We start from the raw sequence: 25,153 nt of genomic DNA on the forward strand, positions 1-25,153 counted from the left end.
AAGTGCTCTCTCGTGCAATTGCGCGTAGGTGAGCGTCGCGGAGTCGGTATCGGTGGGCTTCCGACTGTTGCAGAGTAGCCTTTGATCGCCCAAAATGGGATATGTTTAATATTAGACACTCTGACGAAGGGGAACAGGCGCAGCGCTGACGAGCAATCGAAACGCACCGTTTCCCATCCTCGCAGCACAAGTTTGGTCGAAGGCCGCATCGACCGCCTCAAGACATTCCGATGTTGCGGCTTCTCGACTGGCGATCTACGGATGATTGAGCGGCAGAAAACGGTGACAAGGAGCTCGGGCAAGCGTGAGCAACCGATCTCCGTTTCCATTGTCCTACTCGCGGCGGGACTATCGAGCCGGATGGGTGAAAGCGGTGCTCATAAGCTGCTCGCCGAATTTCAAGGCGTGCCGCTCATTCGCCGATCCGCGATAATTGCAAGCAAGTGTGAGAGCCATTCGGTCGTCGTAGTGACCGGCTATCGGCATCACGACATCGGGGGTTCGATCTCAGACCTCCCAGTCGCGCTCGTGCACAACCCCGGCTTTCCGTCCGGCATGGCAAGCTCAATCGCTGTCGGTGTCGCGGCTGCCGAGGCCAATCAGCCGAGCGGAATAATGATCATGCTCGCCGATATGCCCACGCTGACCGGGGCAGATCTTGACTCTCTCATATCGGCGTTTCGGGATCACGAAGCTGCGTGCATCATCCGCGCGGTGGCCGGCGGGAAATCGGGCAATCCAGTGGTTTTCCCCGGCATGCTTTACCAGGAACTGAAAAGCCTGAACGGTGACAAGGGCGCGAGAGAGCTTATTCGCGCTTCCACCCTGCCCGTCATCGATGTTGAGATCGGTGATGGCGCGCTTGTCGATGTTGATACCCCACATGCCGTTGAAGCGGCAGGTGGCGTTTTGCGTAAATAACGAATAGCGGCTCTTTTTCAATGCGAACGGATGCAATCACTGACTTCAAAGTCGAGAGACGCCACCACGCTTTCCCACATAAATGAGCTCTTCCAGTAAACCTTCTTCGCCGGAGCTTGGAATACGAACTGTCGAGGCTGTGGAAAATTGTTTGCCTCGGTAGATATCCATCCCAATCACGTTAGGAACTCCAGCACGCGTCAGCGTCGGAGTTGACCCAATCGTCGGCCCACACTGGAGCCGGGCTTTCGGCAGCCGCCTGGGTGCCAAAGGGACGCAGGCCCGCAAGCGTCGACCTGCAATGCGTTTTGCAAACTTGCTATGAGTTATCTTGGCGACGCATCGGCGCGCTCAAAGACGTCGTTGGTTCGCGACGGAGAAAAGTGACGCTTTGGCGATATCGAGCTTCAATCCAACCTCCTTCGGCGTTGCGCGCGCCGATGCTACGGCGAGACGCACGCTGAAGCGCTTGCCAAAGCAATCGAACCAGCCAAGGGCATCCGCGCCGAGCAATTCTATGAAGGACAAGGTCGCCGGCAGGCTGCCCGGCGCGCCGCGATCAACGACGCTTATATCCTCGCAGCGCACGCCTAACACCGTTTCGGCCAGATTCGTAGCATTTTCAAATTTGTACTCGGAGACATCGATTTGGGTATTGTCCGTAACGAAGCTCGCCTCGCTATCCAGCCGGCCATTCAGGAAGTTCATGGAAGGTGACCCGACGAAGCCGGCGACGAACAGGCTGGCCGGTTTCTCATAAATGGCCTGCGGATGGGCGAATTGCTCGACCTGCCCCTTGTACATGACGGCCACCCGGTCAGCCATGGTCATGGCCTCGATCTGGTCATGGGTGACATAGATCATAGTGGACTTTAGCTTTTCGTGGAGTTGCTTGAGTTCGACGCGGGTTTCGGCGCGCAGCTTGGCGTCTAGGTTTGAAAGCGGTTCATCGAACAGGCAGATCGATGAGGAACGCACCAGGGCCCGGCCGATCGCCACACGCTGGCGCTGTCCGCCCGACAGCTGGCCAGGCTTGCGCTCCAGCAGCGGTTCGATCTGCAAGAGCTTCGCCACCCAGTCAACCTTTTGCGCGATCTCAACCTTGGGGGTGCCGGAGATCTGCATGCCGAAGGAGAGGTTGCGCCGCACCGTCATGGCCGGGAAGAGAGCATAGGATTGGAACACCATTGCGAGGCCCCGCTCGCTAGGCTCCAGGCCGACGACGTCCCTGCCGTCAATGACGATCTGTCCGGCGTCGCAATCGTCCAGGCCGGCGATCACGTTGAGCAGCGTGGACTTGCCGCAGCCAGAAGGGCCGAGGATGACGACGAACTCGCCCTTCTCGATGTCCATGTCGACGGATTTGAGGATGTCGAGGCCGGCATAGGATTTCTTGATTTGGCGGAGGGAAATGCTGGACATGGATCAACCCTTGACGGCGCCGGCGGCGATGCCGCGGACGAAATAACGGCCGGAGAGGAAATAGACGACGAGCGTCGGTATGGCGGTGATGAGGGCGGCGGCCATGTTGACATTGGGATTGGCCGCGCCACGGGCATTATTGACGATGTTGGTCAGTTGCACCGTCATCGGCAGATTGTCGTTGCCGGCGAAGATCAGGCCGAGCAGATAGTCGTTCCAGATGCCGGTGAACTGCAGGATCGCCACCACAACGAGAATATTGGTCGAAATCGGCAGGATGATCGACCAGAAGGTGCGCAGGAAGCTGGCGCCTTCCATGCGGGCCGCCCGGCTGATTTCATCCGGCACGCCGACATAGAAATTGCGAAACAGCAGCGTCGTATAGGGCAGGCCATAGATGACATGCACGAAGACGATGCCGGCATAGGTGCGAAACAGCCCGATATTGCTGAGGATCTTCACCGTCGGATAGAGCATGGCCTGGTAGGGAATGAACAAGCCTACTGTCACCAGCAGCATTGTGATATTCGCATGGCGCGATTTCCATTGCGCCAGCGCGTAACCGTTCAGCGCTCCCGCCAGCGTCGAAATGATGACGGCGGGGATGGTGATCTTGATCGAGTTCCACACACCGGGGCGCACGCCTTCGCAATCGAGGCCGGTGCAGGCGCTCTTCCATGCGGTCACCCAGGCATCGAAGCTCGGTGCGAACGGAAGGGTCAGGAGGTTGCCCTGGCGGATCTCCTCGATCGGCTTCAGCGAATTCATCAACACGAGCAGCAGCGGCATGAGGAAGAAGATCGCAGAGACGACGAGGAAGGTATAAAGGCCGATGCGCGCGGCGCGTGGCGCGAACGGTTTGGACTGGGCCAGCGCGATCATGTACGCCTCCGGAATTCGCTGTAGAAATACGGCGCAAGCAGCAGCAGCGAGAGCAACAACATCATAATCGACGCTGCCGACGCGAGCCCTAGATTGACGCGGGCGAAGTAGAAATCGACGGCGAATTTCGCGGGCATTTCAGTCGAAATGCCGGGACCGCCCTTGGTCATGGCGATAACGAGATCGTATCCGCGGATGACTTCCGACATCAGAAGCACGACGCAGGAGGCGATGACCGGACGCATGCCGGGAAAGATTACCTGGAGATAGGCCCGCCACAGCGGAATGCCCTCCATTCGGATCGCCTTCCACAGATCGGTGTCGATGCCGCGCAGGCCGGCGAGAACGATGACCATGATGAGACCGGCGGAATGCCAGATGCTGGCGATCACCAGCGTGTAGAGGGCGCGGTCGGGGCGCACCAGCCAGTCGAAGGTGAAGCTTTGCCAGCCGATGGAGTGCATCAGCGCCTGCAACCCGTTGGAGGGATCGAGCAGCCAGCGCCAGGACAGGCCGGTGACGATCAGCGACACAGCCAGCGGATAGAGGAAAATGGTGCGGAACAACGATTCAGCGCTGATGCGGCGATCCGCCAGAACCGCCAGCAGCATGCCGAAGGCTAGCGTACCAACGATGTAGAGTACACCAAAAATCACCATGTTGACGCAGGAAACGAGCCAACGCTGGTTGGCGAATAGCTTTACGTATTGGCCAAAACCAATGATCTCGTAGCTCGGCACCAGTGTCGACCGCGTCATCGACATGTAAAACGTCCAGAAAATCGAGCCGTAAAAAAATATCGCGATAGCGGCGAAGAACACCGCCACGGTGATATCTGGCCTGAAGGCCTGCCGGTTGAGCCAGCTTGTCATTCCGAGGTCTCCCGAAACCCTCATGGGCGGCGAGGCGCCGCCCTTCTCAAATATTATTGGCTTTGGAGGATGCCACTCAGGGTCTCGATCGCCGCCTCAGTCGGCATCGTCGGGTCGGTCCAGAATTGCGTGGCGAGATCGGTCAACTGGCCGTTCAGGTCTCCCGCAAGGGCGACATAGGCGGAGTTGACCGCCTCCCCCGGCCTGGCGAGCATGGAGATCCCCTTGGCCGCACAAGCGTCAAGCGAACTGGTATCGACGTCGAGGCGGGACGGAACAGAACCCTTGACCGCGGCGATCTTCGTTTGGACGACCGGGTCCATCACGGTTTCTGCCAGCAGCGTCTGGCCGTTGATGCGGTCCTCATCGCTGTTAACCGGGAAGGCGAAAATATCAACGATCACGGCATAAGCGGGCTTTTCGCTCGGCGTCAGGAAGCAGCCGAACTCCTTCCCGGCCGTCAGCCCGCCCGCGAGAAATTCGCCGCGCGCCCAGTCACCCATGAACTGCATGCCAGCCTTGCCGGTGATGACAAGATTGGTCGTGTCATTCCACGAACGGCCGGGACTTGCCGGATCAGCATAGGTCGAAACCTTGCGGTATAGCTCGAACGCCTTGGGCAGGATCGGAGATTTCAACGCCTGCGGATCGCGTTTGACGAACAGTTCGTTCCAATAGTCCGGTCCGCCCAGCGCAAGGATAAAATCGGTGAGGATCGAGACCTCTTGCCACGGCTCGCCGCCGACAGCAAAAGCGATGTAGCCGGCGGCTTTGAGCTTGTCTGCAGCCGCAAACATATCGTCAATGCTCTTCGGTTCTTCAAGCTTTAATTCATTGAACAGCGACTTGGAATACCAGATCCAGTTATCTGCGTGGATACCCACTGGCAAGGCGACCAGCTTGCCGTCTACATTGAGCTTGTCCCAGATCAGGGGTGCCATCAGCTTCTGCCAGCCGCCGGTTTCTGCCAGATCGTTGAAATCGCGAAGCTGGCCCGCTGCGGCAAGGTCGCGCAGTGCCGCGTTCGGCGTCATCAGGACGGCGGAGGGCGGCTCCCCGCCGGCGATACGGCTGGTGGCGGCAGCTATGGCAGAGTCGAAATCGGCCGACGGGCTGTCGATCCATTTGCCGCCCCGCGCTTTGTAAGCATCGGCGATGGCGTTCATCGCCTTGGATTCACTGGAGCTGGTCCAGTACTGCTGGACATCGACCGTCTGGGCATGTGCTGCGCCGGCTACCGCGAGCAAGCCGAATAGGGTCAGTGTGGAAGAGAGGCGTGTCACGTTCATTTTCATTCCCCTTTTTCTGCAACGTGCTGTCGGTTCCGGTTCGACAGGATGGAGAGGCGCCGCTTTCTGCGCCCCGGAAATGTCAGGCGGCCTTGCCGGGAGCAGCACCCAGATCGCGGTTGATGCTGTCGAGAAGAGTGGCCATGTCGCTCTTGGTGATCTTGTCGCCCGCGACCCAGGCCACGGTGTTGTAGATCCCGAGGAAGGAGCCGCCGCAATATTCCAGCATCTTCTCGGTCTCCTCGTCGTCGAGGTCGAGCTGGACCTGTAGGAAGGCGCCGAAGCGCTTGCGGGCGAATTCCTGCTCCAGCACCATGGAGGGCTGGCTTTCGACATTTAGGATGGTGAGCGGCAGCGCTGCCGCATCGACATCAACCACGCATTCGCCGCGAATGTCGCGGGAGGAGGCGGCGACCTCGATGCTGAACTTGCCGACATCTAGCAGCCAGCGGCGATAATCCGGGTCGTAGTAGCGCAAATCGCGAGCCTCGACGGTAATGGACACGCGCTTCGTTTCGCCGGGTTGAAGCTCAACCTTGGCGAAGCCCTTCAGTTCCCGCAGCGGGCGAATAAGACGCGGCGCATGAGGACGGGCATAGACCTGCACGATCTCCTTGCCAGCGACCGGGCCGGTATTGGTCACGTCGACGGAAACGGTCAGTGTGCTTTCGGCATCGATTCGCTCACGATCGGCCACGACATTGGCATAGTCGAAGCTGGTATAGCTGAGGCCGAACCCGAAGGGGAAAAGCGGCTGGAGCTTGCGCTTGTCATAGGAGCGGTAACCGACATGGATTCCCTCGCTATAGACATGACGGTTGTTTTCGCCGGGATAGCTGAGGAACCCGGGCGTATCCTCAAGTTGAACCGGGAAAGTGACGGTGAGCTTGCCGCAGGGATTTTGGACGCCGAACAAAATATCGGCCACTGCGCGGCCCGCTCCCTGACCGCCGAAGAAGGCGGAAATCACCGCAGGCGTCTGGCCGATCCACGGCATGACCACCGCATCCGGGATTGCCAGAATGATGGCCATCTTGGCGTTGCGACGCGACAGCCGGTCTATCAACTCGTCCTGGCCGTCATGCAGGTTGAGATGGGCACGGTCCGAACCTTCGCCGTCATAGCCCACTTCGGTATTGCCGAAGAAGAGCACGATATCGGCAGCGTCGATATCGGCGAGCGCGGCCTGTTCCGTGGCGCAGCCGGCATCGAAATCGGTTACCCCATGGAAGCTGATAGCCGCGGTGGGGGCCAGCCGGCGGATTTCGTCAAGCGGAACATCGACATCGGTCGGCCGGGTGGTGGCGCAGCCGGATCCTTGGATGACCGGCTCCTTCGCAGCAGCGCCGACCACGACGATGCGCTTCAGCTTTGCCCCGTCCAGCGGTAGCAGCCCGCCCTCGTTCTTCAGCAGGACGGTCGATTCCGCGGCCATGCGCCGCGCCAGTGCATGATGCTTTCTGTAATCCACCGTCACATCGTCGCGGGCGCCATTGTGGGCCGTGCGCACCAGCTTAAGGACGCGCTGGCAAGCCTCGTCGAGCGCTTCCATCGACACGCGGCCATCCTTTACGGCATCCAGCAGTTCCTGCTTGCGCGCGCCGCTTTCGGGCATGTCAAGATCGTTGCCGGCGTTCAGCGAGGCGGGGCGGTCCTTGATGCCGTGCCAATCGGACATGACGAGGCCGTCATACCCCCATTCGTCGCGCAAAACCTCGGTAAGCAGCCAACGGTTTTCGGCAGCCTGAACGCCGTTGAGGCGATTGTAGGAACTCATCACCGTCCAGGGATTGCTCTTGCGGATCGCCCGCTCGAAGCCTTTGAGGTAGATTTCGCGTAGCGCTCGTTCCTCGACATCCGAACTCATCGTGGTGCGCTGCACCTCAGAATTGTTGCAAGCAAAGTGCTTCAGCGATGCGCCTACGCCGTTGTCCTGCATGCCGTTGATGACGGCGGCGGCAATATCGCCGGAAACGACCGGGTCTTCGCCATAATATTCGTAGGAGCGACCGGCCAGGGCCGTGCGGCGGATATTAATGCCGGGGCCGAGCAGGATGTGGACGCCGAACGCCTGACATTCGACCGCCAGCGCTTCGCCCAGTTCGTAGGCCAGATCAACATCCCAGGAACAACCGAAGGAGGAGCCGTTCGGAAAGCAAGTGGCCGGACGGGTGGCGCCGAAGGCGCCCTCGACGCCACGCGACGGGTCCGCATTGACGACGCTGAGGAACGAGGCAAGCTGGCTGTCGCTATCCTGCGGACCCTCGATCTGGTCGATCGAATAGCGCACACCGTAGGTGCCGTCAGTCATGAGGATTTCCGGGATGTTTAGACGGTAGTTGGTTGCTGTGCGCCACAACCCCTGGCCGCTTACCAGCGCCACCTTTTCTTCAGGCGTCATCTGGTCCAGCAATCCGGCCAACTGCTTGTCGGAAATGTTCCATTTCATCGGTCGTCTATCCTAATTTTGCGGGCACAGGCCAGCCTACTCCGGCAGGCCTCCTCGCCTTTGCGGCTCCCACGCCGCGCCAAAGAATGTCTTAACGATGTCACAGGAAACGCGATGCATCTAGCCGCGAAACTTGTTCTGGATATAGATCAGTTTTTGATATTTAGTGCTTTTGAAAGTAGGGAGGAGCACATGAACGTCGCCTATCTTAGTCAGGACCACTGGTGCGAGCGGAGCGGTTGTGGATTCGAAGATCACGGTCCATTCGGCCAATCCTACTGCCGAGCCTTTGTACATGGCTACGCCGACGTACCATACCACTGGCACCGGGAAATGGAGATAGTTTTCGTTCTGCGCGGGAGCTTCCGTCTGATCGTCAACGGGCAGGTCTGCGAGATGCACAAGGACGACCTCATCATCATCAACGGCGATGTCCCCCACAATTCCACGTCGATTTCCCGCGATGCATTGATCTGCGGCGTGCATCTCGACAGCAGCCATTTCGAGCGCATGGGACTGTCAGGGTTTTCCAGCCGGCAGTATCTCTGCCGCACGTTCCTGCATTGCCGCTCTTTCATGAACAAGGTCGCCCCGATCAAATCGCTGATCGCTCGCATTATTGTCGACCAGGCCGGTCGGCCCGAGGAAGAAATGGCGCACCAGACCGTCGCCAATCTCTTGGCTTGCTATGTCTACCGCTGGATACCCTTTGAGGATGCCGAGACCGCGAATGCCCAAATGCGCGCCGACAGCCGCAATCGCATCTTGCGCATTATGGATTCGCTCGGCGGCCAGGACGAGGGCCAGCACCTCAACGAGATCGCGGAGGCGGAAGGCTTGACCGTCAGCCATCTTTCACGGCTGTTCAAACGGCATCTGGGCATCGGTTATCGCGATTATTCGCAAAACCTGCGGCTCGATAGCTGCGCGGGCGATCTGCGCACCACCGACGATACGATCAGAACGATCATGGAGCGCAACGGCTTCGGCAATCCCGCCGTCTTCTACAACAAGTTTCGCGCCCGCTTCGGCTGCAGCCCGGCGGAATTTCGACGCGGCAGCCGCCCTCTCCGTCCGCAAAGCCTCCTTACCGACGAGGATAGTGCCACGGCTCTGAAAATTCTCTCCACGCATGCGGCAGGATTAGGCAGAGCCGCAGACCTAGCACTCGGTTTGACTGTGCCAAAGCGTCATATCGTCCTGAGCGCCCCTCATTATGCCAGCCTGAACTGATGTGACGATCAAGGGTTGGCTATCGAGCTTGCTGTGCGCTCATTTAAGGGTGGCTCATGAAATCGGTAATCATCGTCTGCGGGGCGCGGCGGGATTCGATGGTAAGGAGTTGAGATAGGAAACCTGTCTACGAAAATATCCACGGCAGCGGAATGGCAGACAGCGCAGTATTCCCGCGAGATCAGATCATCCATTGCGGGCCAGATACTTGGTGTGGACGGCAGTTCTGCCCAATATGATCGACGACGTCGAATTGTGCCACTGGGAGGGCGAATGAAAAACCGACCTAGCACGAATTGACCGGCTGTTTCCGCATTCCGCTTTTCGGCGTAACCGGGCATGGGTCGAATTCGAAGTATCCTCCGGCTCTTTTGGGCAGCTAACGTCTTTTGCTGAAGCCAAGATTCTTCTAGTAAAGCCGTCGTTGAAATTTGAGGCGAGGAAACATGCGAAAATTGGTGGCCGGTAAACTGCACGGCATCTACGTGACGGAGGCAAATCTCAACTATCATGGCTCGATTACTCTGGATCCCGATCACTGTGAAGAAGCTGGCATACTTCCGATGGAGTTCGTCGAGATCTGGAACAAAAATTCTGGTGCCAGGATCTCGACCTATGTCATCCTGGGTGAGCGAGGTTCCCGGTGCTGCATTCTCAACGGTGCTGCGGCACGTACTTGCCAGCCTGGGGATCAAATTATCATCTGCAACTCGGTCTATCTCGACGAGAGCCGGATCATATCGCTGAAGCCGAAGATCCTAACCTTTGATAAGAAAAACCACATTCTGGATCGAATGAGTTACTCCGTGTCAATCGACAACGAAGGAAGGCATTCCTTCGAAATCCTTGATGATGCGAATGCTGCACTTCCGATTCCGCTTCTTGTCACCAAGCCATCCACTTAGCCATCCAATTGCCCACCCTCGACCGACCGCCTTTCGGTCCGCCGTGCGAGACAAAGCCTTTCGGGACAGCGCGGCCTAGGCGCCGCCTGGCCTGCCAGACCGGGATACCAGGCGGCGCGCCTTGTCGGCGAGATTGCCGTGATGCCATTACCCGGAAAGACAATCAGACCGCCCGGAATGACCGACAGCACCTCGTCGTTGCGGCGGAACGGAGCGGCCTTGACGTGCTTCGTCCAGTTCGGCTTAAAGGATATCTGGGTTACCTTGCGAGCCTCCGCCCAGCAAGCAGCGACCGCTCGGCGCCCTTCGGCGAGCCACCATGAAGCAAGACCATGTCGGGATGCTTGGCACGGCCTGATCGAGCTTCGCCCAGATGAAATCGTGATCGTTGTACTCCATCCCACCTGCGAGGGCGATCTTGGTGTCTGCGGGATCAGCACTTCGGTCTCGGCGCGCCGCCGGGCAGAGAGGAAGTTGCAGCTATCGATCATCGCCGCGGTCATGTTGGTATGGCTGATTTTCGAGCCGGTGCGCGGCCGCTTCGTTGAAATCGCCCAGTTCCGGGGTGAGCACGAGTGGTCCAGCGGATCACGGTGCTGCAATCGCTCGTCAAGGATGTGTGTGAACAACGCCTGCGCAGATAGGGTCATTCAGGACAAGGCGCGGACGACGCCGGCCTTTGCCGGCAGATGGGCGCCGGTCTCATTGGTTTCGGTGCGGATGAAGGACCTGGCGAAGACGACGGTGGTGCCGGTCTTGCCCTTGCGGACCGCCGCCCCGAGTTCGAGCGCCTGGCGAAACGTCATCCAGGTCGGCGCCAAGCCGCGGGCAATCGACCAGAGCGGCAGGGCGTTGATGCCGGAATAGGTTGGCCGTTGTGGCGCAGGGGCCGGGTGATCCGGTCGCTCGCATGAGCCGTGTTCCAGGGCTGTATCCAGGGTCGCACACCCTGTTCGAGCTCGGCGATGATCTTGTCGGTGATGCGGCCGTAGAGATCGGATCGTTGGTTTGTGTGTTGCTTGCGCATGTTCGAACCTCCGTTTGAGGTCCCAACCGAGGTCCCAACCATCGCGACCCGCTACGGCGGTCAGAATGCCGGGCTGCAAGCGCCGGCCCGCGCCCGACAGGGCCGCAACGGCAGTGGAGGACGGCAACGCCGTTGCGGGGCGGCGCGGACCCGGCAGGACCTGAAAGCCGGGGAGGTCGCGAGCCACGCCCACCACAGGGCCATTCTATTGCAGCCGGACACTACGACCATTGCACGGATCATCGGCGGCGCCAGTGAAGCGTTAGCCGAACTCGGTCGCCCTCACCGCCCGATGCTTTCGCCGCCCTCGCCTTGCCAGTGAACGGGCGACATCGAGGACGTCGTCGCGCGAGGCGGTTGTTCTTCTTGGGCTTGGCCTCGTTCATGAAATCCGTTGCCATGCCGGTTTGGACCGCGCGGCTTTCGCTCGTTCCAGGTGAGCGCCGCCTCCTCGTTGTCTATCGGGCAAATCGCTCCAGCATCTTTCTCAGCTGGGCGTTTTGGAGTTGAAGCTTCATCGCCAACTGGCGGCGCAACTGCCAGATCTCGTCATCGAGATCTTGGAAATCGTTTGAAACGGCGGGTGCTGTTGATGGTGTCGACGGGCTCTCGGCCGACGCGTTTTTCTTTCGAAACACGCGCGCCTTACGAGGCTTCGTTGTCGCCGAAACCTCGTAAGGCTCGGTTTGCAAATCGAGGCCCGTCGTCGTGGCGGGTTCGTCCGGACCAGCTGGTACTTCCACGACCCTCTCGATATCAGGAACATCATCGGAGGCGCTCGAATCCGCATCGACCTGATCGGCGGGGTCTTGCGCACCGTCAGTTGGCAGCGCCAGCGCAGCCGGTGGTTGGAACCGAGCCGACTCCTGCGTCTCATTGACTATCGGCGTCTCAGATGTGTCCTCGATGGAGGCGCTATTATTGTCCTTGCCATGTCGTCTCGTGAGTCCAACGAGAAATTTCCAAGGGGACGCCACCATCTTTCCTCAGCCTCGCGCTTTTTCCGACAGTCGAACTGCCTTGAAATGCTTCGGCGGCAGACAAGCCGCCGCCGATGCTCATGGTCAATGGGAGCAGGATGAGTACGGTCGGCCGTAGCCGGCACGCTTGTAGGCTGCTGGTCAGGCAAGACCGAGGCGCTTGCGCAGATCTGCGTTTTCCTGGCGAAGCTTTTCTGCAAGCGATTTGCGCAGCATCTGGTTTTCTTCCTCCAGCCGAAGCAGCTCCGCCATGTCGTCGGCAGCCGAAACGGGCGCCTTTGTCGCGACGGGGGAGGACTTTGCAGCGCTCGTTTTGCCAACCCGCTTCGCTCCGCGTGCGGCTTCTGCGACGATCGGCTTGGTTTTGGCTGCACGCGCCGGCCTGCCACGCTTTGGCGCTGCAGCAGGCGACTGGGTCTCCACCATGATATCGGCACTTGCCGTCTCGGGCGCCGCCTTCTTGGCGCGCGGTGCGCGCTGCTTCTTCGGCTCTGACGCTATTGCAGCATCGGTGATCACGGAATCGCTATCGACAGTCGCATGGGTTTCGTTGGCCATAAATCTCTCCTGTGGTGCCAACACCGTTCTTGGCTGCTCCAATGGCGCTGTCAATAAGGACGTCTGTTCGGAACTCACCGGCGATGAAGAAATTGCGCTGTCTATGATGTGATGACCGGCGTCACCGGAGACGTCAGCGCTTACCGCAGCAGAAACGGCTTTGAGATCCAGGTTACCCCAAATCGAGACCGGTTTCGAAGTCTGCCGCCGACGGCCGGATTTGAATTCGACAACGAAGTTTCGTTGCGGCTTTCTCATATTATCAAAACCTTGAACTTACCGAGGAAGATGGCGCTGCTGACCAGCGGCACAGTGGCTTTGTCCTCGCAAATAGCGTCATTAACTAGATCAGTCGAGAGCGACGCCGCCAAGTTGAGGCCTTGGATGAGGATATGGTCGCTATCATGTCTCCGACTATACGCAGTGAACCACTTGCGGTCGCCTCGCTACTCAACCCGTCCCGGGCCTGCTAACGACCGGTCAAGTTGCTTCGCCTTGAACGGAATCGAACCGAGCTCCCGTTGCGTCCATTTAATAAGCCGCTGACGGTGCATGACTTTTGGCTCAGGACGCCCGCCGGATTGCCAAGCTCTTTCTTCCAGCACCAAGGGTGGCGCTTGTGGGGAAGCGCGGGCACGGAGACTAATTCTGGTTGGCTGGCTCATGTATTTTGAGCATGCAAGATGTAACCGAAGATGAAGAGCGCCATCGAATCAGCGATAGTATCGATATATTCTCTCGTGAGCCGTAAGGTGCCAAATGCATTTGAGCCGTATTGTTATCAAGGGATACAGATCCCTTTCCTTCGTGGACGTCGATATCCAGGACAAAGCGACCTGCATCATTGGCGAAAACAATACCGGTAAGTCTTGTTTCATCCAGGCGCTTCGCCTCTGTCTCGACGTCGACCTTTCGTCTGCATTCCGCGCGTTGCAAAAGGACGATATCCATAGCAGCATCGATCAAAGCCGGCCGTTTCAAGTTTTGGTCGGAGTGGAGTTTACAGGGTACGAGGCGAGCGACAACGAGGTCGCCATGCTGCACGGGACGCAGCTCGGAGACGGTAGAGCCCGGATATATTATCGGTTTCGTCCCAAAAACCTGGTCCGTAGTGCGCTTGCATCCGGCGAGCGATCCGCTGACAGCTTGACCCTCGACGATTTCGGATGGGAGCTCTATGGCGGCGGCGATCCCAATATCGACCTTGCCGACTTCGAATGGGATACTGATAATGACGAAATCGGCGCCCGCTCTGTCGGCTTGCAGTATCTTCAGGCCTACAGGGTAGTTTTCCTCCATGCGCTCCGCGATGTCGAAGGCGATCTCGCCGATATGCGCCGTTCGCCTCTCATTCGTCTGATCGAGGCGACCAAGATCGGAGCAGGCGAACAGGCGACGTTGATTGCCGCCGTGAAAGCCGCAAACGAGGCTATCGAAAAATCTCCTGCAATCGAATCCGTCGCCGACGCCATCGACAGGGCGCTGAAGGACGTCACGGGAGATGCTTTCGCACTCGACGTCGAAATCGGCCTGAGTTCGCCCACCTTCCAGTCGATCCTGCGAAACATCCGGATCCTGTTGAGCGGTCCAACCCTCAAAACCTTCGAGCCGAGACGCAACGGCCTTGGCATGAACAATCTGCTCTACATCGCAATCTTGATTGAGCAGTTTCGCAAGCGCGCCGCTGAAGGCAAGGCGGCGGGCGAGCTGATCCTGATCGAGGAACCCGAGGCCCACTTGCATCCGCAGCTCCAGAGCGTCCTGCTGGACGCTCTTCGTGACTTGCCGTTCCAGTCGATTGTTACTACCCACAGCACGCAGGTGACGGCGAAAGCACCGTTGTCGTCGTATGTGATGATGACCAGCACGGGCGGTACCGCGCCTTACGTTTCTACCATTGCCTCGAACACTGCGCTGACACCGCACGACGTTGCCGATCTTGAACGCTATCTGGATGCGACGAAGTCGAACCTACTTTTCGCTCGCAATCTAATGCTCGTCGAGGGAGCGGCGGAGGCTTTTCTGCTTCCGGGCCTGATTAGATCAGCGATGGGGATAGACCTCGAACGGGCCGGAATCTCGATCGTGCCCATTCACGGCGTCCATTTCGGAGCCTATGCTCGGCTGTTTTCTGAGATTGGTCTGCCGAAGCGTTGCGCGATCGTGGCCGACGCAGATCAGGAACCGTCGGACGCCAAGCCGGCAGATGACGAAGACCAGGACGACCTCGACGTGCCGGAGAAGGAGAACCTGAGCGCCTTAGAAGGGAAGTATGTAAAGGTCTTCCTAGGAGCAACAACGTTCGAACGGGAGATCACCCTCCCAGAGAATCTGGACATGCTGCAGAAGGCAGCAGCACGCATTGGTGCGCCCCGGATTTCCAAAAAACTCGCGATGGCCGATCTCCTCGGTTTGGTTGACGACGGCTTGAAGAAGAGCGTGCTAAACACGGCCAAGCGGTTCGGCAAGGCGCGCTTTGCGCAGCTCGCAGCCGAAAACATTTCGGAAAAGGCTGCTATCCCTGACTATGTTCGCGACGCTGTAGACTGGCTCCTCGAATGAAGCTGACACCGCAACAACAGCTCGCTCTCGATCATCCCGGCAGTCTCCTTTTGAAGGCGTGCCCAGGAAGCGGCAAGACACGGACGATCGTTGCAAGGCTCGTTAAGGAGGTAGAGGAGGTCCGGGGGACGCCCTTTGCTGTAGCATGCATCACCTACACCAACGCCGCGGTCAACGAAATCGACGCCCGCGTGACGGCCCACCTCATGCCGGATGATCAGACAAACTACGTCATTTCGACGATACATTCGTTCTGTCTGCATCATATCCTGCGGCCCTTCGCGAGCCGGGTGGCAGGGTTTTCCGGCACGATGACGGTGTTGACCTCGGAGAGAGCCGAGTTCGTCGAAATCGCCAATCTCGCCGCGGAGATTGTCGGCCGATATGATCTTCGTTTCGAAGATTATGTGCGTTTCGGTGGGATTGGCCTCGACGCCAGCGGTGCGTATATCGGATCGGCCCTGGAAGATGACATGATCGCTCTGGCGGCGCCGCACTTCATGCGACTGGCAGCCGAGCGCGGTTTTATCGACTTCGCCAGCATCCTATACCATTCCTACTGCTTGCTGCGGGACGATCGAGAGGTTTCCCGATCTGTCGCGACGAAGTTTCGTTCATTTCTGATCGACGAGTTTCAGGATACTACGGAAATCCAGGTCGAGATCCTCCGACTTTTGCATGAGGAGAAGCGCTCGAAGTTCTTCCTTGTCGGCGATCCAGCTCAGTCGATCTTCGGATTTGCGGGCGCGCGACCCGAGCTCATCGACCCCTTTGCTGACGAAATCGGCGCCAAGCGCGACCTGTCCCTATCGTGGAATTTTCGATCCAGTCCGGCAGTCGTCGAACACGCCGAGCGTCTCTTTCCTCGCAATCCGGCAATGACAAGCGAAGGCAAAGCGAAGAATTGCCCAGAGCCGGTCCACCTCGTTTCGACGAGGAACGTCTTCGATGCTATAACGGACGAGTTCCTGCCGGCAATCGAGCGCATGAAGTTGCCATTGGGCCGGTCAGCAATCTTGGCAAAGAGTTGGAACTCTCTTTACCCCATTTCTCGTGCTCTTCGGGACTACGGGATCCGTGTGGTTGGCCCGGGTGCAAGGCCCTACAGGCGCTCGCGCCTTTTCGCGTCTCTGGCAGAGCAGCTCGGCGCCGCCATTACAGATGAACATCTGTATAACGTTCGGCAGCTGGAGCGAGCGACCTTCAATGCGATTCAGGATGCCAGCGGCGAAAGCCGATTTGACGTCTATGGCTTTGACGGACGGCGAACTATGGTTGCGCTCCTACGGATCGCGAAGGACTTGGCGCGATCGCTCGACGGCGTCGAATGGCTCGACGCGATGGCGCAGGAGGTTGGTCGTGTCCTAGTGGAAGACCAGTGGATTCCGCCGAAGCATCAAGCCGACTTCCCCGCTTCCGTGCAGGAGATGGTTTCGGACATGCGGCACAACGGTATCGTTGTCGACAACCTTTCAATCGATGACCTCGGCATGTTTGCCAGCCCTGACAAAGCGTTGCGGTTGATGACCATCCACGAGTCGAAGGGACGGGAATTTGCGGCTGTTGCAGTTATCGGCCTGAAGGAAGGTTCTATGCCGCATTTTAAGGCACGTACCCCTGAGGCGGTTGATGCGGAGCGACGGCAATTCTACGTCGCAGTCACCCGTGCTGAAAAACTACTGATGTACGTGTACGACCGAGACCGCTACAATAATTCTCCAAGCCGGTTTCTCGGGAGCGATGGCGTCGGGATGGTCTAGCGAGGCGTGCCTCACTTTGATATCTACAGCATACTCTCCGCGATGCTCCCCGAAAGGCCGGGGGCGCGGGATGAATGACCCACGACGAAGTTTACTTTCTACCAAAACGCCGAAGACCGGCCGCTATTTTGGAAAGGCGTTCAACTTATGATTGGCACAGAGACACGTACCGCAGCCGGTATTCTCACGCTTACCTCTTTACGCGGTATCGGACCGGCGACGGCCGAACGCCTCGCTGAGCGGTTCGCGCTTCTTGACGCGATCGTCGACGCTGAACCTGCAAAGCTTCGTACAGTCGTATCTGCCGCCGTCGCTGATTGCCTTCACGAGCCAACCGCTGTTCTAAACGCAGGTGAAAAAGCACAGCGAGTGCTTGAAGAAGCAGAGCGCCGTGGTGTACGCGTCCTTTCTGTATTCGACTCTGACTATCCGGACTCGTTGCGATCGCTCTCCGATCGGCCGCCCATTCTTTTCGTGAAGGGCAAACTGCCTCCGCGCCGAAGCGTTGCCTGTATTGGCACACGCGAACCTTCTGAATTCGGCGAAATAGTCAGTGACAAAATTGTAGAGGCCCTGGTAAAGGCAAATTGGACGATCGTGAGCGGCCTCGCCATAGGCGTCGATACGTTGAGCCACAAGGCCGCGCTGCGCCACGGGGGACGAACCATTGCCGTCATGGCTGGCGGTCTCGACGGGATCTATCCGAAGCAGAATAGCAAGCTTGCAGACGAAATCCTTGAAAAGGATGGCGCCCTGGTCAGCGAGCAGGCTTTCGGGGTACCGCCGTCGCCACGCAATCTTGTTCAGCGCGATCGACTTCAGAGCGGGCTTTCAATCGCGACCTTCGTCATGCAAACCGACATCAAAGGCGGTTCGATGCACACGGTGCGCTTCACAATTCAGCAAAATCGCCTGCTGTTCGCTCCGGTGCCCCAAGGCCGTCATGCCGCAGAACCAAAGAGCCAGGGCATCCTCGCTATGACACAATTGCCGGCACCTCGCTTTGCCGACGCCGCGCGTGCTGAAGGCGACTATCGGCGAATCCTGTTCGAACGATATCGCAACGGCCCGGTAGCCGTACCGCTCGCCAGCAAGGAGGACTACATCTCCATGCTTGAACTGCTTGAAACCCGCTTGGTTGGCGGCGCAGGCCAGACGGCGCCTGTTCGTTCATCGTCTCCCTCGCAGATGTCAATGCTCTGACCATGCCAAACGTCTTTCTTTTCGACCTCGACATGACGCTTGTCGACAGCTCGGCCCTAGCTCAGCAACGTCGCTTCCAGATGTGGGACAATGTCCGGCAGAACATGAATCTCATCCGGCCGTTTACTCCACAGGGCCGCGCGGCGCCCCATGAGATTCCTGGACTTCTCAAAGCTGACGGGCAGACGGTTGGCATCGTCACATCATCGCCTGAATGGTACGCGACTTCAGTCCTCCAGCAGTTTCGTATCCCTTTTGACGTACTGGTCAGCTATGGAGATACCGAGAACCACAAACCCGATCCCGCGCCGATCCAGGAAGCGCTGCGGCGTCTCGGCGTGGCCGCCAGCCCGGAAACGCTCTACATCGGCGATGACGTCGGTGACATCGAAGCCGCCTATCATGCCGGGGTGACGTCTGTCGCGGTTCGTTGGGGTCCCACGTCGATCTTCGAGCTTTCGTCCAGCGCACCGGACATCTTCATGTCCAAGTCCTCCGTGCTGCTGAGGCGCGAACGCCTTCCCGGCCGCGGTTATATTGGCGAAGCACTGACCAGCGGATGGCCTTTTCACAGCCATTGGGGCTCGATCCTGCACTGCGACGATGACCCAACTGTCTATGCGCTGGGCCGCTACTTTACGGCCTCAGATCCGCGCCATGCAACCAGCACTTTGAGCGCAGCCGTGCTGTCGTTAAAGAACAATGATACCCACTCCAAGGCTTTGGGTGAGGCCGTCGGCAGGGCAATCGCAAACCTCGACTGGGCGCCGGACTATGTGGTGCCTGTCCCCATGAAGCCTTCTCAACAGCGGAATCGCTTCGAATTGCTCCTCAACGAGGCGGAAACCCATTTCGACGAGGACATCGAAGTCGAGTTGAAAGGCCTCCGCGTCATAAAGGAAGTTGAAGGGTACAAGCAGATGAACCCCCTCGAGCGTGGTGAAGCGATCAAGGGCGCTTTCCAATCTAATTTTAGATGGAACAACAATAAGGTTCTGCTGATCGACGACGTCTACACGACCGGCGAAACCACCGCGGAATGCGTGCGGACACTCGCCGCCAGCGGTGCTGGCGAAGTTAGGATCATGACGCTGGCAAAAGATCAGCGAGTATTTGCGCGCAAGGTCTGCCCGGCTTGCGGCCGCTCTATGAAAATCCGCGAGAACCACACGACACACGTTAAATTTTGGGGGTGCGCGGGCTATCCGGCCCACTGTCAAAATACCGAAGACTTCTAGCGCTTCAGTCGCGAACTGATCTATTCGTGGGCCTAAACCAAGAGATTAGATCTAATACCGACGACCGGAGGGCCGGCCATACGAGACCCGCTTCCTGCGGCCCACAACAATTTTGCGGCCGGAGCCGTCGTAAAGTGATACGCCCTAGCGCTCGGAATGGTCCATAAACTTTCCTGCGGCGGCAAAAGCAATCGTCGATGGCGCAGCCGTGGGTTGGAGCAGAATCGGGTGGATTCGTCGATCTATGCGATCCCGCAGCGAGACGCGCTGCAGCGGCGCAGTGGATCCCTTTGAAAAGTGACCTCTCAGAACTGTGCGCGGTATGCGAAAGGTTCTTCAAAGTCAGAGCTCCTTCGTCTAATCTGCAACCGGATCGGTTGGGATTAGATGAAATCAGCGCTCGCATATAATAAGGACTACGCGTTCAACGCCATTTGCCCTTATTACACCATGTTCCCGCTCGAGTATCCGATGGGGATCATACGAAAATATCGCCGCGATGACCCTGTCATACTTGATCCGTTTTGCGGACGTGGAACGACTGTCTATGCCGCTCGCAAATTCAACCTGAGATCTTACGGGCTGGATACATCCATAATCGCAGCATCGATCGCTCAGGCGAAAGTAGCAAGCGCAAAGTCTGACGCTGTTCTGGAACTCGCAAAAAAGTTCCTGGCTATAAAGCCAAATGACGTTCCAGATACTGAGTTCTTTCGGCGGGGGTTTGACCCATCAACGTTGCTGGAGGTCTGTGCTCTGCGCGAGGGACTTCTCAGAGCGCCTCGAACCCACACAGCTGCAATCCTCCGCGCGGCGGCGCTCGGCTGCCTACACGGACCAATGAACGTGAGCGGGAACGCGAGCTACTTCTCAAATCAGATGCCTCGGACCTTTGCATCCAAGCCAGATTACTCTGTTCGCTTCTGGAGAGAGCGACGCATGGAACCTCCCGTCGTATCCGTCCTCAAGGTGCTTGAGAAGAAGCTGGCGCGCATACCCGATCTGGATACACCTTCCCCTGGCCGTCTCACTGACATCAAGTGCGGCGATGCACGCTTAGCTGCTTCATATCGCCGGGTGCGAAATGCAACCGTGACGGTCACGTCGCCACCCTACTATGGTATGACGACTTATGTTGAAGACCAGTGGCTCCGGAACTGGTTTCTGGGAGGGCCGGCGGAGATCGACTATGGCAATGACCAACAGATCAGCCACGCAGGCCAGGACGCATTTATTGCTGACCTCGCTAAGGTGTGGCGGAACGTCCTAAAGGCCTCTGGGGACGAGGCCCATCTCTATGTAAGATTCGGGGCTATTCCGTCGGTTAAAAGCGATCCTCGCCACATTCTCACGGCGTCGCTCGAAGAAGCGCGTGGCTGGAAACTGATCTCGGTCAGGAATGCCAAAACCTCGGACGCCGGTAAGCGGCAGGCAGACCAGATGGGCCGCGAGTCAGACCCCGCCGATGAATTCGACTTCCACGCCATCCGGGTCTAGTGCCAGCGTATCTCCGCAGCTCGCAATACCCCCGCGCCATCTTGAATACTAACGGCCAAGCGCTGACCGCAGAATTCTTCCAGGTATGACTTCAGCGCGACCGAGGTCTCTGCGGCCTTCTGATCGGTTGGCAGGTGGTAGGCCAGCGACTTCGGCATCAACACAACACACTTTGCCTTGGCCCGGGACACCGCAACGTTGGTCCGTTCAAGTTGGAGCAGGAACTGTTCCTCTCCCTCGATTATATCCGTGTCGCCTACACCGTAGGACACGATGATGAGGTTACGCTCCCCGCCCTGAAAGCGCTCAACCGTGTCGACCGCGCTGAACACCAATTCCGGATCAGCTGACGGGAAGAGTTCACTGAGCTTGCGGACCACGAGGGCTTTCTGCGCCTTATGCGGAGTGACAATACCGATCCCAGATTCGAAGAAGGTCTCGTCGGTGAAGGCTTCGCCGTTAGTCCCACTGCCCGTATCGAGATCTTTGGCCATTGCATGCCGCGCAATGAAGGCCAGTCCCGCCACCAGGCCAGCTTCCAAGTCGTTCGCTTGCGACGATGTTGGGTCATCATGAATGAGCGCCGTGACACGGCGTTCCGGACGGAGAAGTTCGGCGTACGCCTTGGACTGTGGCAAGGCTGCAGGTAATGTTTTTACCACCTCATTGAGGGGGTTGAGGATTGAAAGATCCTTCTTCGGCGCCGCAGCTACGAGTTGCGGGGGGTAGCCGAGTGAGCGGGCGTAATCGACTAAATCTTGGTTCGAACGATAGTTCACTAGGAGGGGCTGCTGGCCGATGCCAAATCTTTTGATGAGATAGGTCTGGATGCTGTCGACAAGGTACTCGGCCCCCTTCGGCGGATCGAGGTTCTGAATCGGCGGCATTTGCTTATGGTCTCCGGCGACGATCACCTGAGCGTTGGCCTTCATCGCCGCGAGCGGTTTGATCGCCAGAGTCATCGGGATCTGGGAACTCTCATCGAGCACGATTACATCAAACACCTCGTCCAACGCTGAGCCGCTCTGACCGACAGCCTTTGTTAGTCGCAGCACCATGTGGGCGGTCGTCGAAATGATCGTAGTGCGCTGAGAATCGCCGATGCTTGTTTGAATGTCATCGAGGCCTGCGCTGAAATCTAACGTCGCTGCGGTGGCTACGAGGTTGGGGTTGGAGCTCGAAACATCCTTCGGTGTGCGACTCTTAGAATAAAGCCAGAAGAAGTCTCCTGCCGCGGCCGCGTCCGACTCCAGATTCCTGAGCAGTCGGCCGGAAAGCTCCTCGACGGTGCGGTAATTCGGGCCTGTGATCAGGATTTTGCGCGGATGTCCCTCGCGGATTATCGCGTGCAGCATGGCCACGAGTGTGTCTGTCTTGCCCGTGCCGGGCGGGCCCCAGATGATTGAAAGCTGTCGTTGCCCGCAAACGCGGACGGCTTCCACCTGACTTTCGTTGAGCGGATAGGCGTTAGCGGTTGTCGCGAAGGCAGCGAGCTTCTCAATTTGCTCATCCGTGCGCACGAGTGCCTTCGCAACCGCATCCCCTTCCCACAAGATTCGCGCTACCGGTGAGACGGCGCCGGTACCCTTTGGAATTTTTTTTGCCGCGCCATGCCCCATCGCGAGCTTCGCTTCCGCCGACGGCGTGGCGATGCTTGGATCGCCGATTTCGATGAGCACTTCTCTGGTCTGGTCGTAGTCATCAAACGGCATGGTCGGCAGGAGGTAGATCGGCTCACTACCGATCGGGATCAAACCGAGGGCCATGACGGCCTGGAACGCCGGCGCGACCTTTCCCCAGGATGGCTCCAATCTCACGGTGATCCGCGCCGCAGCCCGGTCAAAGCTTTCGATCTTCGCCGAGATGACCCGGTGCATGGGCGTGTAATCGTCCAGCCCGACGCCAAGTGTCTTTGCATTCTTAAGGGGGAAGCCCGGGTGGCTGACGACGCCGACCGTGCAGAAATCACCTTCTTCGATCTTTGCCTCGGTCGAATCTGCGCTAACCGCGAACTCGTAGCGATTGCCGCCAAGATTTTTTGTCACCGCCTCCAAGATGACCGCTTGGTAGGCGGCCTCAAGCCATTCCGGGCGTGCGATAAGGGTATGCAGCCCTTCGGTCTTGCCGACCGCCGCGGACACGCTTGCCCATCTCTCCCAGAGCTTGGAATCGTACGCGACGCCAGTTAGCCCAGACGGGATCGACATCGAGAGTTCTGGAGCGTTCCCTGAGATGCAATTTTTCAGGTCCATTCGCAGACGGGCTGCGATGCTCGATATCGCCCAAGTGTGGGCCTTGAGGGCAGCACCGTAGCGCTCGACCGCCTCGAACACGCTGACCGGCCGTCCAAACATTCGGACTGTACCGGTTGGGGACTTCCAAATCTCGAAGATGCGCTCCCGAGGAATGCCATTTCCGAGCGGCTCAACGTAGTAGCTGTCGATCTTTCGCGGCGTGAGGCGCTCATGATGATACGCCTCCGCAGTTCCGAGAAGCGTAACAGCGAAGCGTTGAGGCAGCCGGACAGAAGAGGTGACGATGTCCTTGATGAAGACGATGTTGGGGCAAATCTGCTCTGCCTTCTCCATCAGCTCTTCCGCAGGGAATATCCAAGCCAGTGCTCGCTGGGACCGACCGGACAACTGAAGAATGTCCAGAAGGTGACGACCAAAAGCGTTGCAGAGCTCCGTATATTGCCGAAGCTCCCAGAAGCAGATTTGGGTCCTTAGCGTCCCCATGCCGTGGTCGTCGAAGGCCTTCTTTGCGTCGTCGATCCACGTCGCGAGGCGTTCAATAAACGAGCTGAGTGCGGCCCATTCGGCCACGGCATTGTCCTTCGCCACCACGAATGCGGCCTCGCCAAGGGGGCGGATGGATTGGTCCTCCCCATCTGCCTTCTGAAATTTGTGCCCAAAGGGGGCAAACAGGGTCCCGCGAAGCGCGACGCCTGTTAGGAAGCCAGATCCAGGATCAAAATTCACAACGATGTCGAACTCTGCACCAAGATACTTGGCCAGACCGCCGACCTTGGAGGACTGGTCGACTGTCACATTGCCCGTGGCGATGGACTCGGCGCGCGCGCCGATTTGATCTCGATCTTTCTTGAGGAGAGTGTGGCCGCGCAGAATGGCCGCATTGGGTTGGAGTCCGACGAGTTTCCCAACCTCGGGGTGACCACCATCTTTGAGAACACGGGTCGCTCCCTTACTCAGAGTGGGCATCTTGCAGAGGTGGTCGGAGGACTCGGCACCCTGAAAACAATACTTAGTCGGGTCCTTATCGAAGTAGACGTGGTCGTCTGGCGAGAGCCATGACCGGTTTCCGAGCCAATCGCAGGCCCCGCACTTCGGGTTTACGTGATAGTCAAGGGCAGCCCATCCTTGCCCATCGCCGGTCGCGATAACTCGAGGGAGATCCTCAACGAAGAATTTTCGAACGCTGGGCATATAGACGAGGTAGTTCACAAGTCCGTCGTCGAGGTCGCTTCGAAGCGCTTGGAGCCGAGCCGTCACCTCGCCTCCGTCCTTCTTCTTCATGATCTCGGTGAAGGCCGGCATCTCCGTGTGCCGCCATAGGAAGATGCGATCAGAGACAAAGTAGCGGTCTTTAAATGCTGAGCCCTTCGAATGTAGCCAGTTCGCCAGGAAGATGGCGTACAAGCAGACCTCGGCCGAGTAGCTCGCGTTAGCCTCTGTGATGTTCTTGAGATCGATAACGCTGAGAGGCGTTCGGGGGTCATCGGCTGCAACGAGCAGCCGCGATCCATCTGGCAAAATCTCGTAGTCCATATCTTGCCGCGTATCTACGAACAAAATGTCGGGCCGAAGCCCGGACAATTGTGGGATCAGCTTCAGAGATGCGACCGACACACCCAACGCTGACAGCGCGACGTCTCGAAACTCTTCCGGCTCAAGCTCAGGCTGAAGGATAAGCGCAGGGTACGTCGCTATCGCCAATGCTTCATTGAGATCGATACCGGTACGCCCTGCGCTTTTATGGATGACATACGCCGGGACTGCGTTAAGGAGCAGATCAAACTGCTCGTATTCAAACTCGCGGCCCGAGTTCGTGATCAATTGCACTCCAGGCCGTGACTTTAGAGGCACTGGAATCCCGGCTGCGTCCAAGGCCGACGGGTTATTAGAAAACAAAGAGAGGTATAGCTCACGGTCGCAAAGCGTCCGCATAAACATCGAAAACTTGCTTTTCGAGACCATCCGCTTTGGAAGCGCCGTGTTCATTATTCCTCCAACTTCACACCACGCCCATTTTCGCGGGCAGCATCGACTCGCGCATTACCTGTATCTTAGTGTTTTGACTGTCGCTTGAATACGGAAGTGCAGGATTTTCCAGTG

16 protein-coding genes and 3 pseudogenes are annotated in these 25,153 nt (G+C 58.3%); 9 read left to right on the forward strand and 10 right to left on the reverse strand.

Annotated elements, in window-relative coordinates; genetic code table 11:
* Positions 1-81: 81 nt before the first annotated feature.
* Positions 82-921 carry a nucleotidyltransferase family protein gene (locus tag ACYJRZ_RS26310; protein ID WP_459463732.1) on the forward strand — a complete coding sequence of 280 codons (840 nt, stop codon included), beginning with the start codon at positions 82-84 and terminating at the stop codon, positions 919-921.
* Positions 922-1,272: 351 nt separating this feature from the next.
* On the opposite strand, the gene ACYJRZ_RS26315 is transcribed toward ACYJRZ_RS26310, so the two are convergent.
* From ACYJRZ_RS26315 to ACYJRZ_RS26335, 5 genes are all read right to left on the reverse strand, one after another.
* Entirely contained in the window at positions 1,273-2,343 is a 1,071-nt protein-coding gene (locus ACYJRZ_RS26315) for an ABC transporter ATP-binding protein (protein WP_243016909.1), read from the reverse strand.
* 3 nt (positions 2,344-2,346) lie between these two features.
* On the reverse strand, positions 2,347-3,216 hold the full coding sequence (locus ACYJRZ_RS26320) for a carbohydrate ABC transporter permease (RefSeq protein ID WP_024899969.1): 870 nt from the start codon (positions 3,214-3,216) through the stop codon (positions 2,347-2,349).
* Positions 3,217-3,221: 5 nt separating this feature from the next.
* On the reverse strand, positions 3,222-4,097 hold the full coding sequence (locus ACYJRZ_RS26325; protein ID WP_243016910.1) for a carbohydrate ABC transporter permease: 876 nt from the start codon (positions 4,095-4,097) through the stop codon (positions 3,222-3,224).
* Positions 4,098-4,150: 53 nt separating this feature from the next.
* Entirely contained in the window at positions 4,151-5,386 is a 1,236-nt protein-coding gene (locus ACYJRZ_RS26330) for an ABC transporter substrate-binding protein (protein WP_440660739.1), read from the reverse strand.
* Positions 5,387-5,468: 82 nt separating this feature from the next.
* Positions 5,469-7,835 carry a beta-glucosidase family protein gene (locus ACYJRZ_RS26335; protein WP_243016912.1) on the reverse strand — a complete coding sequence of 789 codons (2,367 nt, stop codon included), beginning with the start codon at positions 7,833-7,835 and terminating at the stop codon, positions 5,469-5,471.
* Positions 7,836-8,027: 192 nt separating this feature from the next.
* Here ACYJRZ_RS26335 and ACYJRZ_RS26340 point away from each other — a divergent pair, with 192 nt between their 5' ends.
* Positions 8,028-9,068, forward strand: coding sequence for a helix-turn-helix transcriptional regulator (locus ACYJRZ_RS26340; protein WP_459463733.1), 1,041 nt, complete (start codon positions 8,028-8,030; stop codon positions 9,066-9,068).
* Positions 9,069-9,514: 446 nt separating this feature from the next.
* On the forward strand, positions 9,515-9,973 hold the full coding sequence (gene panD / locus ACYJRZ_RS26345) for an aspartate 1-decarboxylase (RefSeq protein WP_243016914.1): 459 nt from the start codon (positions 9,515-9,517) through the stop codon (positions 9,971-9,973).
* An 88-nt stretch (positions 9,974-10,061) separates the two neighbouring features.
* Here panD and ACYJRZ_RS26350 read toward each other — a convergent pair.
* The 4 genes and pseudogenes from ACYJRZ_RS26350 to ACYJRZ_RS26365 form a co-directional block, all read right to left on the reverse strand.
* Positions 10,062-10,521 (reverse strand): annotated as a pseudogene (locus ACYJRZ_RS26350) (DUF2493 domain-containing protein); the annotation flags it as partial.
* Between the two features lie 138 nt (positions 10,522-10,659).
* Positions 10,660-11,000 (reverse strand): annotated as a pseudogene (locus ACYJRZ_RS26355) (ArdC-like ssDNA-binding domain-containing protein); the annotation flags it as partial.
* A 458-nt stretch (positions 11,001-11,458) separates the two neighbouring features.
* Positions 11,459-11,980: a hypothetical protein gene (locus tag ACYJRZ_RS26360; RefSeq protein WP_459463734.1), complete on the reverse strand. Its 522-nt coding sequence runs from the start codon at positions 11,978-11,980 to the stop codon at positions 11,459-11,461.
* A gap of 141 nt (positions 11,981-12,121) precedes the next feature.
* A complete protein-coding gene (locus tag ACYJRZ_RS26365; protein ID WP_459463735.1) occupies positions 12,122-12,538 on the reverse strand; it encodes a transcriptional regulator in 417 nt (138 codons plus the stop codon).
* 759 nt (positions 12,539-13,297) lie between these two features.
* On the opposite strand from ACYJRZ_RS26365, the pseudogene ACYJRZ_RS26370 reads away from it, so the two are divergent.
* The 6 genes and pseudogenes from ACYJRZ_RS26370 to ACYJRZ_RS26395 all read left to right on the forward strand — a co-directional run.
* Positions 13,298-13,480 (forward strand): annotated as a pseudogene (locus ACYJRZ_RS26370) (AAA family ATPase); the annotation flags it as partial.
* A 456-nt stretch (positions 13,481-13,936) separates the two neighbouring features.
* Positions 13,937-15,100: an ATP-dependent nuclease gene (locus ACYJRZ_RS26375; protein ID WP_459463781.1), complete on the forward strand. Its 1,164-nt coding sequence runs from the start codon at positions 13,937-13,939 to the stop codon at positions 15,098-15,100.
* Entirely contained in the window at positions 15,097-16,860 is a 1,764-nt protein-coding gene (locus ACYJRZ_RS26380) for an ATP-dependent helicase (RefSeq protein WP_459463736.1), read from the forward strand. Before ACYJRZ_RS26375 ends, ACYJRZ_RS26380 begins: the two co-directional genes overlap by 4 nt.
* A 147-nt stretch (positions 16,861-17,007) precedes the next feature.
* A complete protein-coding gene (locus ACYJRZ_RS26385) occupies positions 17,008-18,063 on the forward strand; it encodes a DNA-processing protein DprA (RefSeq protein WP_459463737.1) in 1,056 nt (351 codons plus the stop codon).
* A gap of 2 nt (positions 18,064-18,065) precedes the next feature.
* On the forward strand, positions 18,066-19,301 hold the full coding sequence (locus ACYJRZ_RS26390; protein ID WP_459463738.1) for an HAD-IA family hydrolase: 1,236 nt from the start codon (positions 18,066-18,068) through the stop codon (positions 19,299-19,301).
* A gap of 387 nt (positions 19,302-19,688) precedes the next feature.
* On the forward strand, positions 19,689-20,798 hold the full coding sequence (locus tag ACYJRZ_RS26395; RefSeq protein ID WP_459463739.1) for a DNA methyltransferase: 1,110 nt from the start codon (positions 19,689-19,691) through the stop codon (positions 20,796-20,798).
* On the opposite strand, the gene ACYJRZ_RS26400 is transcribed toward ACYJRZ_RS26395, so the two are convergent.
* Positions 20,795-25,039, reverse strand: coding sequence for a DEAD/DEAH box helicase (locus ACYJRZ_RS26400; protein ID WP_459463740.1), 4,245 nt, complete (start codon positions 25,037-25,039; stop codon positions 20,795-20,797). The genes ACYJRZ_RS26395 and ACYJRZ_RS26400 overlap by 4 nt on opposite strands.
* Between the last annotated feature and the right edge of the window lie 114 nt (positions 25,040-25,153).

It is taken from the genome of Rhizobium sp. No.120 (assembly GCF_054558365.1).

What these genes read in the sequence shown, in the direction of transcription:
- ACYJRZ_RS26315 (WP_243016909.1), bottom strand. Translation starts at nt 2,343, where the DNA reads ATGTCCAGCATTTCCCTCCGCCAAATCAAGAAATCCTATGCCGGCCTC.
- ACYJRZ_RS26325 (WP_243016910.1), bottom strand. Translation starts at nt 4,097, where the DNA reads ATGACAAGCTGGCTCAACCGGCAGGCCTTCAGGCCAGATATCACCGTG.
- ACYJRZ_RS26330 (WP_440660739.1), bottom strand. Translation starts at nt 5,386, where the DNA reads ATGAACGTGACACGCCTCTCTTCCACACTGACCCTATTCGGCTTGCTC.
- ACYJRZ_RS26335 (WP_243016912.1), bottom strand. Translation starts at nt 7,835, where the DNA reads ATGAAATGGAACATTTCCGACAAGCAGTTGGCCGGATTGCTGGACCAG.
- ACYJRZ_RS26340 (WP_459463733.1), top strand. Translation starts at nt 8,028, where the DNA reads ATGAACGTCGCCTATCTTAGTCAGGACCACTGGTGCGAGCGGAGCGGT.
- panD (WP_243016914.1), top strand. Translation starts at nt 9,515, where the DNA reads ATGCGAAAATTGGTGGCCGGTAAACTGCACGGCATCTACGTGACGGAG.
- ACYJRZ_RS26360 (WP_459463734.1), bottom strand. Translation starts at nt 11,980, where the DNA reads ATGGTGGCGTCCCCTTGGAAATTTCTCGTTGGACTCACGAGACGACAT.
- ACYJRZ_RS26365 (WP_459463735.1), bottom strand. Translation starts at nt 12,538, where the DNA reads ATGGCCAACGAAACCCATGCGACTGTCGATAGCGATTCCGTGATCACC.
- ACYJRZ_RS26380 (WP_459463736.1), top strand. Translation starts at nt 15,097, where the DNA reads ATGAAGCTGACACCGCAACAACAGCTCGCTCTCGATCATCCCGGCAGT.
- ACYJRZ_RS26385 (WP_459463737.1), top strand. Translation starts at nt 17,008, where the DNA reads ATGATTGGCACAGAGACACGTACCGCAGCCGGTATTCTCACGCTTACC.
- ACYJRZ_RS26390 (WP_459463738.1), top strand. Translation starts at nt 18,066, where the DNA reads ATGCCAAACGTCTTTCTTTTCGACCTCGACATGACGCTTGTCGACAGC.
- ACYJRZ_RS26395 (WP_459463739.1), top strand. Translation starts at nt 19,689, where the DNA reads ATGAAATCAGCGCTCGCATATAATAAGGACTACGCGTTCAACGCCATT.
- ACYJRZ_RS26400 (WP_459463740.1), bottom strand. Translation starts at nt 25,039, where the DNA reads ATGAACACGGCGCTTCCAAAGCGGATGGTCTCGAAAAGCAAGTTTTCG.